Origin of the sequence: Stenotrophomonas oahuensis, from assembly GCF_031834595.1 — a bacterium.
GTDB lineage: Bacteria > Pseudomonadota > Gammaproteobacteria > Xanthomonadales > Xanthomonadaceae > Stenotrophomonas > Stenotrophomonas oahuensis.
The window spans coordinates 1,012,013-1,027,034 of sequence record NZ_CP115541.1; the positions used below are offsets into that span (position 1 = coordinate 1,012,013).

Genomic DNA, 15,022 nt, shown 5'->3' on the forward strand with positions numbered 1-15,022 from the left:
ATTGTGGGGGCAGGAGGCGTCAGCGCCAACCGGCTGCGGCAATTTTCAATGCCGCTGACCCGGGACAGGCTGTTGCAGGTGCCGCCATCCTTCGATTTTGCGCTGAAATGCTGCCCTGCCGCGATTTTCCAGTCGGTACCGTATTGTCCCGCGCCGATCCGGGTCACTGCGCCAGCGCGACCGCCACGGGTTGCCAGGCGGCGGTCAACCGCTCCAGCGACCAGCCGGCATTGGCCGGGCTGGTGGAGGGCAACGACCACACCGGCAGCGCGGCCGCACGGGGGTCCAGCAGCGGCCGCACATGCCGTGTCCACGCCGCGAACGCGGTGCCGCCGTTGCAGGCGATGCCGCGCAGCTGGGGCAACTGTCGGATCAGCGCCGGCAGTGGATTGACCACCTCGCTGCCGCGCACGATGTCCGCATCCAGGCTGCCGCGACGGTCGCACTGACCGATCACGTCCCAGAGGCCGATACCGTGTTCGCGCAGCGACTGCAGCCGCTGCAGGTAAGGCAATGCGGGATCCAGTCCAGTCAGGGCCCCCATCAATGGCCAGAAGCGGTTCCGTGGATGCGCGTAATACTGCGCTGCCTGCAGCGATGCCACGCCCGGCATGGACCCCAGCACCAGCACACGACACTGCGTGCCGGTCTGCGCAGGCAATCCGATGCAGCGGGTGGTTTCCATCACATCTTCTCCAGCTGCGTGAACGTCGCTGCAGGCGCGAACACGCGCCACGGCAAGGGCTGTGAACTGCTCGCTGAACAATCACAACTATTTTTTAACGCGCGTCGGATTCGATTCATGTTGCGGGGAATACGTTTGCCTCACCCCGAACCACGGGGCCAAGAACAGAAAATACCTGAGGAGATTCCCCCATGCGCTCCATCCGCACTCTGACTCTGGCTACGCTGACTGCCCTCGCCTTCGCCCCGGCCGCATTCGCGCAGGATTCCACCACTGACGACACCGCTTCGGGCAAGCATTTTTCCGTGGTGGGCGGCGTGTCGCTGCTGCAGCCGAAGAATGATCCGATCGACGGCATCAAGAAGGTCGATGGTGGCCCGGCTCCGACCGTGAGCTTCAGCTACTACATCAACGACAACTGGGCGGTGGAGTTGTGGGGTGCGGCCGACAAGTTCGATCACCGCGTGCGCGGCAATGCCGGCAACCTGGGCACCGTGGAACAGCAGCCGATCGCACTGAGTGGCCAGTATCACTTCGGCCAGGCTGACAACGTGTTCCGTCCGTTCGTCGGCGTGGGCTACTACGAGTCGAACTTCAGCAACGAGAACCTGGCCAGCGATGTCGGCCACGTCGGCCTTGAAACCGCCAAGGGCGCGATCGGCACCGTGGGTGTGGACATGAACATCAACAGCACCTGGTTCGCCCGTGCCGATGCGCGTTACATGCATTCGCGTCCTGACCTGACCGTCAACGGCCGCAGCACCGGCGAAGAAGCCAAGCTCGACCCGTGGACCGTGGGCTTCGGTATCGGCGCTCGCTTCTGATCCAACGCGCTTGCGCGCACAACGGGCTCCTTCGGGAGCCCGTTGTCGTTTGGGCGGTCTTCATTTGCCCTTGCCTCACCGCCCCGCATAGTGACTGCAACGACCCCACCGCACCCGGGGAGGTGCCGATGGAAGACATGCTGGACCTGCTGGTAGTGGGGGGAGGCATCAATGGGGCGGGCATTGCCCGCGATGCGGCCGGACGGGGCTGGTCGGTATGCCTGTGCGAACAGGACGATCTGGCCGCGCATACGTCCAGCGCCAGCACCAAGCTGATTCACGGCGGTTTGCGCTATCTGCAGTACGGACAGTTCGCGCTGGTGCGAAAGGCGCTGCGCGAGCGCGATGTGCTGCACCGGTTGGCCCCGCATCTGGTGACCCCCACGTCCTTCATCGTGCCGCAGGCATCGCCGGGACGACCGGCATGGATGGTCCGCGCCGGACTATGGCTGTATGACCATCTGGCCGCCGCAGGCCCGGCGTTCCCGCATGCGCGGCGACTGGACCTGCGCCGCGATCCGCGCGGTGCGGTGTTGCGGCAGCCACTACGCACCGCCTTCAGCTACAGCGATGCGCGCGTTGATGACGCACGGCTGGTGCTGTTGAACGCGCTGGATGCACAGGAACGCGGCGCACAGATCCGCACCCGCACCCGCTGCGAACAGCTTATCCGCCATCGTGACCACTGGTATGCGGTGCTTCGGCAGCAGGACGGCCAGATGGTCCGGCTGCGCGCCCGTGCGGTCGCCAACGCCACCGGACCCTGGGCTGGCAATCTGATCGAGCGCGCGGGCATGGACGCGCCCATCGGCCTGCGCCTGGTCCAGGGCAGTCACATCGTGGTGCCGCGCCTGTACGACCATGACAGCGCCTACCTGCTGCAGCAGCCGGACAAGCGCGTGGTGTTCGTGCTGCCGTTTGAGGACGACTACAGCCTGATCGGCACCACCGACGTCGACTATGACGGCGATCCGGCCGAGGTGCGCGCCAGCGCGGAAGACGTGGACTACCTGTGCGCGGCGGCCAGCCGGTGGCTGCGCAGGCCGGTGACACCGGCGCAGGTGATCTGGCAGTTCAGCGGCGTACGTCCGCTGCTGGCCGACCACCACCAGGACGCCGCAGCGGTCACCCGCGATTACCGGTTGCAACTGGACGCCCAGCAGGCTCCCATCCTCAACGTGCTGGGTGGCAAGCTCACCACGTTCCGGGTGCTGGCCGAGGAAGCGGTGGGACAGCTTGCCACGACGCTGGGTCGCACTGAGCCGGCGTGGACCGCGCAGGGTGCGGTGTTGCCAGGTGGAGAGGACGGTAACTTCGACACGGCGCTGGCCGCGCTGCAGTTGCGTTATCCACAACTGCCGCTCGCGCTGCTGCGCGGGTTGGCGCATCGGCATGGCAGCCGGGCGGCATCACTGCTGGGCGATGCGCAAAGCGTTGATGCGTTGGGTGCGCACTTTGGGGCGCAGCTGTACCAGCGCGAGGTGGACCACATGGTGGCGCATGAGTGGGTACGCGAGGCGGATGACCTGCTGTGGCGGCGCAGTCACCTGGGGTTGAAGCTGGATACTGCGCAGCAGGCGGCGTTGGCCGCGTACCTGCAACGGTAGTGCCGGAGTCACCATGGACAAAAAATTCATCCTCGCCATCGACCAGGGGACTACCAGTTCCCGCGCGATCCTGTTTGATCGCGCCGGCCACATCGTCGGCAGCGCGCAACGCGAGTTCACCCAGATCTTCCCGCAACCGGGCTGGGTGGAACACGATCCACGCGAGATCCTCACCAGCGTCTACACCACGATCACCGAACTGCTCAACCGCGAGCAGATCGATGCGCGCCAGATTGCCGCGATCGGCATCACCAACCAGCGCGAGACCACCGTGGTGTGGGACAAGGCCACCGGCCAGCCGATCCACAACGCGCTGGTCTGGCAGTCGCGGCAGAGCCACGCGATCTGCGAACAGCTCAAGGCGGACGGCAATGAAGCGCTGATCCGCGAGCGCACCGGCCTGCTGGTGGATGCCTACTTCTCGGCCACCAAGATCCGCTGGATTCTTGATCACGTGGATGGCGCACAAGCCCGCGCCGAACGCGGTGAGCTGCTGTTCGGCACCATCGACAGCTGGCTGGTGTGGAACCTGACCGGCGGCGCGGCGCATGTCACTGACATCAGCAACGCCGCCCGCACCCTGCTGTTCAACATCCATACCCGGCAGTGGGACCCGGAGCTGCTGGCGCTGCTGGACATCCCTGCGGCGATGCTGCCGGAGGTGCGCAGCTGCAGCGAGGTGTACGGCACCACGCGCGCGCAGTTTTTCTTCGACCAGCACATTCCCATCGCCGGCATGGCCGGCGACCAGCAGGCCGCGCTGTTCGGCCAGGCCTGCTTTGCCCCGGGCATGGCCAAGAACACCTATGGCACCGGCTGTTTCATGCTGATGAACACCGGTGCGCAGGCGGTGACCTCACGCAACGGCCTGCTCACCACGGTGGCCTGGGAGGTGGACGGCCAGGTCGAGTACGCACTGGAAGGGTCGATCTTCGTTGCCGGGTCGGTGGTGCAGTGGCTGCGCGACGGCCTGCGCCTGTTCTCCCGTTCCAGCGAGTGCGAGGCGTACGCCGAGCGCGTGCCTGATACCGGCGGCGTGTACCTGGTGCCGGCGTTCGTCGGGCTGGGTGCACCCTACTGGCGCAGCGATGTGCGCGGGGCGATGTTTGGCCTGAGCCGGGGCACCACCCGCGAACACTTCATCCGCGCGGCGGTGGAATCGATGGCCTTTCAGACCCGCGACGTGCTGGCAGCGATGCAGGCGGATGCCGGCATTGAACTGACCGAACTGCGCGCCGATGGCGGGGCCATGGCCAATGACTTCATGGCCCAGTTCCAGAGCGACCTGCTGGGCGTGCCGGTGCTGCGCCCGCAGGTGGCCGAAACCACCGCCCTCGGCGCGGCCTACCTGGCCGGGTTGGCGGTGGGTTTCTGGGAAAGCCGCGAGGAGATCGCGCGGCAGTGGGCGATAGACCGCCGCTTCATTCCGAAGATGGAGGCCAGCCGGCGTGAAGCGTTGTATGCCGGCTGGCAGCAGGCGGTGGAAGCCACCATGGGGTTCCGGGTGCCGTGATCAGAACGCCGGCAACACCGCGCCCTTGTATTTTTCCTGGATGAAAGCCTTCACTTCCGGGCCGGTCAGGGCCTTGGCCAGCTTCTGCACGCGGGCATCGTCCTTGTTGTCCGGGCGCGCGACCAGGAAGTTCACGTACGGCGAGTCCTTGCTTTCAATCGCCAGCGCGTCCTGGGTCGGATTGAGCCCGGCATCCAGCGCGTAGTTGGTGTTGATCAGGGCGAGGTCGACCTGGTCGAGCACGCGCGGCAGCATGGCCGAATCCAGCTCGCGGAACTTGAGCCGCTTGGGGTTGGCGGTGATGTCGCGCTGGGTGGCCAGGGCGTTGGTCGGGTCTTTCAGCGTGATCACGCCGGCCTTGTGCAGCAGGATCAGCGCGCGGCTGTTGTTGCTGGGGTCGTTGGGAATGACCACGTCCGCGCCGGTGGGCAGCTCGTCGAGCGACTTGATGCGGCGCGAGTACGCACCGAACGGTTCGATGTGCACGCCGGTGACGGTGACCAGGTCGGTCTTGCGGTCGCGGTTGTAGGCGTCCAGGTAGGGTTCGGTCTGGAAGTAGTTCACGTCGACCTGCTTCTGCACCAGCTGGTCGTTGGGCTGCACGTAGTCGTTGAACACGCGCACGTCCAGTTCCACGCCTTCCTTCTCGAGGATCGGCTTGACCACCTGCAGGATCTCAGCGTGCGGCACGGCGGTGGCGGCCACCACCAGCTTCTGCGAATCGGCGGAGGGCTTGCCGCAGGCGGCCAGGGCCAGGGTGGCAGCCAGCAGCGGGAGCAACAGGGTCTTTTTCATGGGGGAGGGTCCGAGGGAGGGCCAATAGCCCTAAACCTTACCGCACGCACCGCCCCATGCGGTATCAGGTGCCCATGATCATTCGTAATTGCTCAATGCCAGCTCCAGCAGCGCCTTGGCCTGCTCGCGCAGCACCGCCGGCTCGATGATCTCGGCGTCCGAACCATAGTGCAGCACGTCCATCAGCAGTTCGCGCGAGACGCTGTAGGGCACCTTCAGCTCATAACGGCCGTCAGGCAGGAAACGCCCCTGCTGGCGCGAATGCCAGTGCTCATCGGCCACCCAGCGCGCGGCCTTGGCGCTGAACACAATGGTGGCCCAGCCCTTCGGCGGCCCTGAGAAGATGCCGTAGCTGGCCCCCAGCTGCTCTTCAACCTCGCTGTCGTCCACGTCGCGGGCTGGGGTGTCCACCACCCGCGCCTTGTAGATGCGGTCCACGGCAAAGCTGCGCAGCCCTTCCCGACCATGGTCCCAGGCATCCAGGTACCAGTTGTCGCGATAGTGGGTCATGCGCTGCGGCGACACCGTGCGCTTGGTGGCTTCGTCGGTGGAACGGGCGCGGTATTCAAAGGCCAGCTGCTTGCGCTCCAGCACCGCCGAGGCGACGGCGCGGAAGCTGGCTTCGTCGAACTTGCGGCCGCGGTGCGGAATGACCCGGACCCGGTCGACCGGCCAGCTGGAGACGCCGGCCTGGGCCGCCAACAGGCCTTCAATGCGCTGCTGCAGCGGGGCCAGCACCGACGACAGCACGCCGCCGCCGGTTCGCGACAGCAGGTGCTGGGAGGCCAGCAAGGCATACAGCTCTTCCGAACTGAGCCACAGGCCCGGCAGCTCGAACCGGTCGCTTTCGTCTTCCTGGTAGCGGAAGCCAGCTTCGCCATCGCCTTCCACCGGGGCCATCAGCGCATCGCGCAGGAAGGCCAGGTCGCGATAGACGGTGGCGCGGGAACACTCCAGTTTTTCCTGCAGGGTACCGACCGTCACCGGGTAGCGGGCGGACTTCAGCAGACGATGCAGGGCGTTGATGCGTTCATATCGGTCCATGCCCCCGATTATGTCCGAGTCGCCGCCGTTGTGGCGGTCCTGGCCCGCATCTTGGGCTAAGGTGGGGCCCCTGCCCCGCCCGCCACCGCTCTGCCATGCGCCTGTTACCTGCCTCCGCCCTCCTCTGCCTGCTGTTGTCCGCCTGTTCGCAACCCAGCGAGCCCACTGCGGCCACGCCGGCCATCCCTGCGGCGGCGGCCAGCCCGGCCCAGGCGGTGCTCGAGGCCAGCCAGCGCTTCGGCCAGCTGCGCAGCTTCCAGGCCCATCTGCAGCTGCGCGGTCCGCGCACGGTGGAGGCCGGCATGACCTTCGTCGCCCCGGACCGCTACCGGCTGGAGACCGAGGCCGGCGCGCAGACCATCATCAACGGCACCTTCTTCCTGCAGCAGGCCGGTGAAGTCCGCCAGGTGCCGGTGCCGCCGGAACTGCTGGCGCAGTGGCGCAGCCCGATTCCCGCCGACACCGCTGCTGCGGAGCTGCAGGTGGAAGACCTGGGCGCGGAGACCGTTGGCGGCCAGGCGACCCGCAAGTACCGTGTGCGCCACGCCAGCGCCGCACCGGACGGGATGCTGTACTGGATCAACGCCGCCGGCCTGCCGGTGCGTATTGAGCGGCAGGGCCAGAGCAACGGCCAGCCCTTCCAGGCCACGGTGACCTACACCCGGTTCGACGACCCCACCCTGCAGGTCGCGCTTCCCTGAACAGGGGAAAGCCCAAACCCCTGCTAAAGCGGGGCCTGGGAAATGCAAAAAGCGCGTGAAGGCTTCCAGTATCATCGGGCGTTGCTCCTCCCCCGCTGATCTGGAGAACTGTTGATGTCTTTGCGTGTGACGCTGCTTGCCACCTTGTTACTCAGTGCCCCGGCCGCCTTTGCCCAGGACACCTCTGAACTGGCCGCCATGACCTCGCCGTGGAGCGGAAGCGGCGGCGAACTGGGCTTCGCCTCGGCGCGCGGCAACAGCAACACCGAAAGCGCCAACGGTCGCCTGCGCCTGCGCTACACCGATGACGACTGGGTGCACAGCATGGACCTGTTCGGCCTGCGCTCGCGCTCGGAATACACCGAAACCGCGGAAGATGGCACCACCACGCGCAAGCGCAACACCACCGCCAACCGCTACACCGGCAGCGCCGGCAGCGCGCTGCAGCTGGGCGAGCACCGCCAGCTGACCGCCACGGTGCGTTACGAGCGCGATGATTTCGCCACCTACGACCGCCAGAGCTCGTTCGGTCTGGGTTACGGCACCCGGCTGATCGACGGCGACCGCTTCTACATGGACGCGCAGATCGGTCCCGGTGTGCGCCGCACCCACAACACTGAAGACGACGAAACCCGCACCGGCCTGATCGGCCGTGGCCTGTTCGACGTGAAGTACTCGCTGACCCCGAATACCGACCTGATCAACACCCTGCTGGTGGAATCGGGTTCGTATAACACCTTCGGCCAGAACGACTTCGGCGTGTCGGTGAGCATGAACGAGCACCTGGCGCTGAAGGCTGCCTGGCAGGCGCGTTACAACAGTGACGTGGCGGTGGACAAGCGCAAGACCGACACCCTGACCACCATGAACGTGGTCTACAAGTTCAAATAAGGGTTCGCGCGGGTACCGACCAACGGTCGGTACCTACCGGATCACCCATGCGGTAGGTGCCGACCGTTGGTCGGCACAATGGGTCAAACCGCCAACATCTCCGCCGCGCCGCCGTCCAGCAACGCCCGCGCCACCGCCTGCCCCAGGCCCTCCGGATCACGTCCCGGCCCACGCGCCTCAGCACGCACCAGCCGCCCATCGGCCACGCTGCCGACCAGGCCCTGCAGGAACAGATCCTCCCCTTCCCACTGCGCGAACCCGGCCACCGGCACGTGGCAGCTGCCATGCAGCGCGCGGTTCATCGCACGCTCGGCTTCCACGCAGGTTCGCGTCGGGGCATGGTCCAGCGCCGCAAACAGCGCCATCACCTGCGCATTGCTGCCATCGCACTCCACCGCCACCGCGCCCTGCGCAGGTGCCGGCAACCATTCCGGGGCCCGCAGCCGGGCGACGATGCGCTCGCCCAGCCCCAACCGCTCCAGCCCGGCCACCGCCAACACGATGGCGTCATAGCCGCCGTTGTCGAGCTTGGCCAGCCGCGTGTTGACGTTGCCACGCAGGTCGAGCAGCTGCAGGTCCGGCCGCAGTGCGCGCAGCTGGGCCTGCCGCCGCAGCGACGAGGTGCCTACGCGCGCGCCGATCGGCAACGCGTCCAGCGAGGCATACAGATTGGAGATGAAGCCATCGGCCGGATCGTGGCGCAGCAGCATCGCCGGCAGCGCGAACGGGGCATCCAGCTCCATCGGCACGTCCTTGAGCGAGTGCACCGCGCAGTCGGCCTCACCCCGCAGCATTGCCAGCTCCAGCTCTTTCAGGAACAGGCCCTTGCCGCCGATGGCGGCCAGCGAGCGGTCCAGCACTTCGTCACCGCGGGTGCTCATCGGCACCAGCACCACGTTCAGGCCGGGATGCGCCTGGCGCAGGCGTTCGGCAACGTGTTCGCTCTGCCACAGGGCAAGCGGGCTCTTTCGGGTGGCGATGCGCAGGGTGTCCATGTCGCCATTATCGCCGCAACGGGTGTCACGACCAACGGTCGTGACCTACCGGGTGGCACGCAGGGGTAGGTCACGACCGTTGGTCGTGACCTCACAGATGCTTCAGTTCCTGCTTCAGGCTGGCCACGCAGCGCCGGCTGACCTCCAGCGGTGCCTTGCCATGGCGCAGCACCGCCTGCACCTGGCCACCGCCATTGCGGCGCAGTTCCACCAGTTCATGCCGGGCGACCAGACAGTTGCGGTGGATGCGCACGAAGCGGCTGGCGAACTCTTCTTCCAGCGACTTCAGCGATTCCTCGATCAGGTCTTCGCCGCGTGCGTGGTGCACCACCACGTACTTTTCCTCGGCCTGCAGGTAGTGGATGTCTTCCACTGGAATCAGCCGCAGGCTGCCGCGCAGGCGCGCGCATAACAGCGTGCGGGCCTGCTGGCTGGGCGTGCTCGGCTGTCCGTTGCGCCCGGCCAGGAAGGTGCGCGCGCGTTCAAGTGCAGCGGCCAGCCGTTCGGCGCGCACCGGCTTCATCAGGTAATCGATGGCCGCCGCTTCGAACGCCGACAAGGCGTGTGCGTCGTAGGCGGTGCAGAACACCACCGCCGGGCGCGGATCGAATGTGGCCAGATGGCGCGCGGCCTCCAGCCCGTCCAGCCCCGGCATGGCGATATCGAGCAGCACCAGGTCCGGCTGCAGCTCGGCGCAGGCATGCAGGGCCTGTTCGCCGTTTTCCGCTTCGGCCACGACCTCCACTCCCGGCAGTTCACCCAGCAGGCTGCGCAACCGCTCGCGCGCCAGCGGCTCATCGTCGGCAATCACCACTCTCAAGCAGTCTTCCTCACGGCAGGGGCACTGTGATGTCACAGGCATAGTAGCCGTCGTTCCAGTCCCCCGTCATCCGCGCGCCGGGGCCATAGCGCCAGGCCAGGCGGTGCGCGATGTTGCGCTGCGCGTGGCCGGCCCCATGCGCCAGCGGCAAGGCCCGCGCCTGCGGGTCCGGGGCCGGATTGCGCACAGTGATGCGCAGCTGGTTGTTCTCGCAGCGCAGCGAGATGACGATGGTGCCCCCGGCCGGCAGACGTGAAATGCCATGCAGCACGGCATTTTCCACCAACGGCTGCAGCACCAGCCGCGGCATCGGCAGCGACCACGGCAAAGGCTCTTCGCGCTGCCACTGCACCTGCAGGCGTTCGCCCACACGCAACGATTCAATTGAAAGATAGGCTTCGGCCAGCTCGCATTCGGCCTGCAGGGTGGAGTCACCCTCGCCCGCCCCCAGTGCCGCACGGAACAGATCGGACAGGTCCAGCACCGCGCGCTCGGCCACCACCGGGTCGCGCCGAACCAGGCTGGCGATGAGGTTCATGCTGTTGAACAGGAAGTGCGGGCGGATGCGCGCCTGCAGGGCATCGGCCTGCGCACGGGCATTGGCCACGGTCTGCGCGCTCCAGCGGTCGGCGACGTAGAAGTAGCGCAACGCCAGCGCCACGATCAGCGCGGTGACCGTGGCACAGCCCAGGGTGAAGCGCCAGAAACCCACATCGTGGGTGAAGCCCGACGTGCCCAGCGCGTCGTACAGCGCATGCACGATGCCCGTGCAGATCGCCGCGATCAGTGCCGCGGCCGCCACCACCACCACGGTGCCCAGTGCTTCGGGTAATCGCGAAAGCGGCTGGCGTGCCGCACACAACGTGACCGTGACCGCCAATGCCAGCCACAAGGCCAGGCCGCTGGCAGACAGGAAGTCCGACAACCCCCACTGGCGGCTGCCATCCGGTGCCAGCGCCACCACCACCACCACCAGTTCGGACAGCCCCAGCATCGCGCCCAGCCGCGGCAGGCGGCACAGGTCAGGAAGCCAGGACTGCTGGCGCGGATCGCTCATCGGAAGCGCGCGTCCAACCAGTCGCCCAGCGCCTGGATTTCTTCGGCGCAGACCTGATGGACCATGAAATAGGAATGCCATTCCACCGGGAAGCCGAGCTCCTTGAGCGCCTTGGCGCTGTGCACGGCCACGTCCTGCGGAATCACCGGATCCTTCTGCCCGTGCGCCATGAACACCGGCGGCAGCGGACCTTCCGCGGCAGCCGAGGCGGCAGCGGCCTCGGCATCGGGCAGGTAGGTGGATAGGGCAATCAAGCCCGCCACCGGCCAGCGACGGCGCAACGCACTGCTGAGCACGACAGCCCCACCCTGCGAGAAGCCGGCCAGCAGGATGCGTTCGACCGGAACGCCGCGCGCGATCTCTGCCTCGATCAGGCCGTCGAGCAGCTGCACCGAAGCCGCCACGCCGGCACTGTCGGCGCGCGAGCGGAAGTCCATACCCACGATGTCGTACCACGCGCGCATCGGCAGGCCGTTGTTGATGGTGATCGGCTGCACCGGCGCATGCGGGAACACGAAGCGGATCGCCGGCCAGTGCTCACGCACCAGTTCGGGCACGATGGGGGCGAAGTCATGGCCGTCGGCCCCCAGGCCGTGCAGCCAGATCACCGACCACTGCGGATCGGCACCGGTTTCGTTCACCACGGTTTCCAACGCTTGCGACATCGTGCGGCTCCAGGGGGGATGGGACCATTATGCGGGAACCTCGTTGTGCATGTCCCAACCGTCAGTCACGACCAAACCCCGGGCTGGCCCAGCCCTCTCTTCGCGCCCGCTGCACCTCATCCTCTTCGCCGTACGGCGGCTCCGGCTGACCGATGCACATGTCATCCGCCACATCGTCGGCCGCATCGCGAACCGCGTTGCTCCACAGCGTGAGGTCGACTCGGCTCCGGTTCTCACTGCGTTCCACCACGCGCTCCATGAACATGCGGATGGCTTCCGCCGGCGCGTAATCCTCCTCCATCACCGCGCCTTTGAATCGGCAGCGCAGGTCGTCTTCCACTTTTGTCTTTATCCAGACCGGCTTTCTCATCGCCGCACCCTCCGCCGCCGGCCCGGCCGCGGGTTGTGACGGTGCTCACGTACCTGCGTGTAGTGCACCTCGCGCAGCACTTCGGTGGGCATGTGCAGCATGCGGAAACCGGGTGGATACACCGGCGTTGAAATGATGCGCGTACCGTCGAATTCCACTTTGAACCACGTGCCTTTGCCCAGCCCCATGTAACGCAGCCAGCGGCCGCGCATCATCAGATATTCAACGCCGCCGAGGTCATCGTCTTCAGGCGGCGGAAACGGGGGCGGCGGTGCAGGGGCACCGCATACTGCGCAGCAATGCGCGGGTGCTGCGTTGTTGAACGCTTCTTCGAGTATGTCCGACCGTTGCGGTTTCATTGCAAACCTCCTGCAGAGTGCGACCCCTGCCGGAATGGCGAGGGGTCGGGAGGTTAGAACCGCACAACGAATGCAGAAACGGCGGGCGTATTCCCCCTTTGCAGAGGTGTTTTATTAGCCACCCTCCCGACGCAGGACGTACGATTCCCACGCAGGACAACATGTTGCAATCGCTGTGGAGATTCTACGCTCCGGGGCCTACCCTGCAGGAATCGAACGGCAACTGACATAGCCAATTGCGGCACAAGCGTGGCGGGTTTTGCACGCGCGGGCAAATGGTGCGACGCAATTGGCGCGGTTGTTTTGCGGAGGGCTTGTGGCAGTAGTGGCATGCGCATGAAGGTGAAACAGGTGGCGCGTGTGGCCGATGTTTCAATGTGTGACGTGCGTGCGTGTTTCTGAGGCCGTGCGGTTACGAGCCAATCGTTGTGTTTGGGTCGCGTGCGTCAGTTGGGTGATGCGAAGGGCGCGCCGGTGATGCCAGCTGTTGATGTTGATTTCCTGTGGCCACCGACCCTGTATCGAGGGGCCATCGGATGGGGGGTACGGGACCGTTGAAAACATGGATGTTTTCGACGAGCCCCCATGGATGGGTTAACGGCGTGTCCCGTACCCCCCACCCGATGGCCCCAGGCACGTAGACCGGCAGCCGAGGGTTGTTCGCCCAAATCCAACAGCAGCCGGGCAGCGCCCGGCGATACGTAGTCAGTGCGACGACGGGCGTTCTGCGGCGGCGCGGCGCAATTCGGCCGCGCGTACGAGGATGGTTGGCGGGTTGATCTCTTCGGGGATATCCATCAGACCCAAGCGGCGCAGGAACGTGCCCGCGCGGCGGTCCGAGGTCAGCGCCACCACCGGGATGGCCAGCACCATGCCCACGACTACCGGGGCCATCCACGCCGCCAGCGACGGCGACACCGCGTAGGCCAGCACACCCATGAACAAACCGAACACACTCAACCCGCCGTAACCGCGAATCAGCGCCGGCCAGGAAATGCCGCCGTCGTCGCGCTGCTGTGCATCCCAGCCCGAGTCTTTGCCCGCCAGCACTTCGGCCACACCGCGCGACTGCACGTACATCACCACCGGTGCCATCAGCGCCGCCAGCAGCGTTTCCAGCAACATCGAGATGAACGCTCGGATCGCGCCACCGCAGCCCCGGCGTTCCACCGGATCCAGCAGCATCGCCAGATAGCCCAGCACCTTCGGCAGCAGCAGCACCGCCATGGTGATCGCGAACATGCGGATCACCTTTTCCTCATCCTGCGCACGCCAGTACAACTGCGGTGAGATGTGCAACACCTCGTTGAAATCGATGCCGCCCTGGAAAAGCGGAATGGCGATGCCGATCAGCATCAACATGCCCCACATCGGCGCGGTGAAGTAATGCCCGATGCCGATCATCATGTGCATGCGGCTGACCCAGTGCAGCCCCTTCGAGGCCACCACCTTGGCATGCTGCAGGTTGCCCTGGCACCAGCGACGGTCGCGCACCAGCATGTCGGTCAGCGTCGGCGGACCTTCCTCATAGCTCCCCTTCAGATACGGCACCATGTGCGTCGCCCAGCCGCCGCGCCGCATCAGCGCCGCCTCGACAAAGTCATGGCTCAGCACGTGGCCGCCGAACGGCTGCCGGCCCGGTAACGGCGGCAGACCCGCGTTCTCGGCGAAGGCCTGGGTGCGGATCACCGCGTTGTGGCCCCAGTAATTGCTTTCCGCACCATGCCACCACGCCACGCCACGGCCGATCACCGGGCCATACACGCGGCCACCAAACTGCTGCATGCGCGCGAACAGGGTGCGCCCACCGATCACCGCCGGCAGCGTCTGGATCAGACCCACGTCCGGGTTGTGCTCCATACCGGCCACCAGCCGCACGATGGTGTCGCCGGTCATCAGACTGTCGGCGTCCAGGATCAGCATCTGCGGGTAGCCGCCACCAAAGCGGCGCACCCAGTCGGCGATGTTGCCGGCCTTGCGCCCGCTGTTGTCACCACGGCGGCGGTAGAACAGGCGGTCGTGCCCGTTGACCGCGTCGCACAGTTCGGCGAACGCCTGCTCCTCGGCCGCGCCGATGTCCTCGCGACGGGTATCGCTGAGCACGTAGAAATCGAATTGTTCCAGCTGCCCGGTTTCCGCCACCGACTCATAGATGGCCTGCAGGCCAGCCAGCAGCCGGCGCGGGTCTTCGTTGTAGGTGGGCATCAGCAGCGCGGTGCGGGTATGCACCTGCGGCAGCGGTTCGTCCGGGTCGATGCCCAGCTTGTAACCCCGGTCGAACACGGCGGTGAGGAAGCCGGCCAGCGCGCCGGCGAAGGACAGCGCGATCCAGGCAAACAGGGCCACGAACAGCACCAGCAGGCAGGCTTCCAGCACGCTGATGCCATTGCTGGCCAGCACCTTCCACATCATCGCGGTCGCCGCTGCGGTCATCGCGGCGGTGCCACCCAGAATGTAAAAGCGGCGCAGCGCCATCATGCGCGGCGCGGTGCGCTGTTTCGGCACCTGCAGGCGGCCTTCGCGGAAGCTCTGCTCGGGCATGGCCATCGGCACTTCGGCCGGCAGCACGGAGCGGCCCGCGTCGATGACGACGTTGACGGTCTGCACACTCATGCGCGGCTACCCTGCGCGGGTTCTGTCAGGTCGCTGCCGGAAACGGCACGCCGTTTGTGTCTGTCACTACCGGAACCCACGTA

Annotated in this window: 15 protein-coding genes; 5 read left to right on the forward strand and 10 right to left on the reverse strand. The window is 66.4% G+C overall.

Features of this window, described 5'->3' with window-relative positions:
* Positions 1-163: 163 nt before the first annotated feature.
* Positions 164-685: a DNA-deoxyinosine glycosylase gene (locus PDM29_RS04445; protein ID WP_311192683.1), complete on the reverse strand. Its 522-nt coding sequence runs from the start codon at positions 683-685 to the stop codon at positions 164-166.
* 191 nt (positions 686-876) lie between these two features.
* On the opposite strand from PDM29_RS04445, the gene PDM29_RS04450 reads away from it, so the two are divergent.
* From PDM29_RS04450 to glpK, 3 genes are all read left to right on the forward strand, one after another.
* The gene (locus PDM29_RS04450) at positions 877-1,509 is read left to right on the forward strand and encodes an OmpW/AlkL family protein (protein ID WP_311192684.1); all 633 of its coding nucleotides are present in this window, start codon (positions 877-879) and stop codon (positions 1,507-1,509) included.
* A gap of 128 nt (positions 1,510-1,637) precedes the next feature.
* Positions 1,638-3,116: a glycerol-3-phosphate dehydrogenase gene (gene glpD, locus PDM29_RS04455; protein WP_311192685.1), complete on the forward strand. Its 1,479-nt coding sequence runs from the start codon at positions 1,638-1,640 to the stop codon at positions 3,114-3,116.
* A gap of 13 nt (positions 3,117-3,129) precedes the next feature.
* Positions 3,130-4,629 carry a glycerol kinase GlpK gene (gene glpK / locus PDM29_RS04460; RefSeq protein ID WP_311192686.1) on the forward strand — a complete coding sequence of 500 codons (1,500 nt, stop codon included), beginning with the start codon at positions 3,130-3,132 and terminating at the stop codon, positions 4,627-4,629.
* Here the strand turns inward: glpK and PDM29_RS04465 are convergent, their stop codons facing one another.
* Entirely contained in the window at positions 4,630-5,424 is a 795-nt protein-coding gene (locus tag PDM29_RS04465) for a MetQ/NlpA family ABC transporter substrate-binding protein (protein WP_311192687.1), read from the reverse strand.
* Positions 5,425-5,502: 78 nt separating this feature from the next.
* Positions 5,503-6,468, reverse strand: coding sequence for a helix-turn-helix transcriptional regulator (locus PDM29_RS04470; RefSeq protein ID WP_311192688.1), 966 nt, complete (start codon positions 6,466-6,468; stop codon positions 5,503-5,505).
* Positions 6,469-6,563: 95 nt separating this feature from the next.
* On the opposite strand from PDM29_RS04470, the gene PDM29_RS04475 reads away from it, so the two are divergent.
* Both PDM29_RS04475 and PDM29_RS04480 read left to right on the forward strand, forming a co-directional pair.
* Complete coding sequence (locus PDM29_RS04475) at positions 6,564-7,169, forward strand: hypothetical protein (RefSeq protein WP_311192689.1); 606 nt, start codon at positions 6,564-6,566, stop codon at positions 7,167-7,169.
* Between the two features lie 114 nt (positions 7,170-7,283).
* A complete protein-coding gene (locus PDM29_RS04480; protein ID WP_311192690.1) occupies positions 7,284-8,060 on the forward strand; it encodes a DUF481 domain-containing protein in 777 nt (258 codons plus the stop codon).
* Positions 8,061-8,143: 83 nt separating this feature from the next.
* Here the strand turns inward: PDM29_RS04480 and hemC are convergent, their stop codons facing one another.
* From hemC to mdoH, 7 genes are all read right to left on the reverse strand, one after another.
* Positions 8,144-9,055, reverse strand: a complete 912-nt coding sequence (hemC, locus tag PDM29_RS04485; protein WP_311192691.1) for a hydroxymethylbilane synthase — start codon at positions 9,053-9,055, stop codon at positions 8,144-8,146.
* A gap of 91 nt (positions 9,056-9,146) precedes the next feature.
* Entirely contained in the window at positions 9,147-9,875 is a 729-nt protein-coding gene (locus tag PDM29_RS04490) for a LytR/AlgR family response regulator transcription factor (protein WP_311192692.1), read from the reverse strand.
* A 10-nt stretch (positions 9,876-9,885) separates the two neighbouring features.
* Entirely contained in the window at positions 9,886-10,932 is a 1,047-nt protein-coding gene (locus tag PDM29_RS04495; protein ID WP_311192693.1) for a sensor histidine kinase, read from the reverse strand.
* Positions 10,929-11,597, reverse strand: a complete 669-nt coding sequence (locus tag PDM29_RS04500; protein WP_311192694.1) for an alpha/beta hydrolase — start codon at positions 11,595-11,597, stop codon at positions 10,929-10,931. Before PDM29_RS04500 ends, PDM29_RS04495 begins: the two co-directional genes overlap by 4 nt.
* A 61-nt stretch (positions 11,598-11,658) precedes the next feature.
* Positions 11,659-11,967 carry a hypothetical protein gene (locus PDM29_RS04505; RefSeq protein ID WP_311192695.1) on the reverse strand — a complete coding sequence of 103 codons (309 nt, stop codon included), beginning with the start codon at positions 11,965-11,967 and terminating at the stop codon, positions 11,659-11,661.
* The gene (locus PDM29_RS04510) at positions 11,964-12,326 is read right to left on the reverse strand and encodes a hypothetical protein (protein WP_311192696.1); all 363 of its coding nucleotides are present in this window, start codon (positions 12,324-12,326) and stop codon (positions 11,964-11,966) included. Before PDM29_RS04510 ends, PDM29_RS04505 begins: the two co-directional genes overlap by 4 nt.
* 705 nt (positions 12,327-13,031) lie before the next feature.
* A complete protein-coding gene (gene mdoH / locus PDM29_RS04515; protein ID WP_311192697.1) occupies positions 13,032-14,939 on the reverse strand; it encodes a glucans biosynthesis glucosyltransferase MdoH in 1,908 nt (635 codons plus the stop codon).
* Positions 14,940-15,022 lie beyond the last annotated feature (83 nt).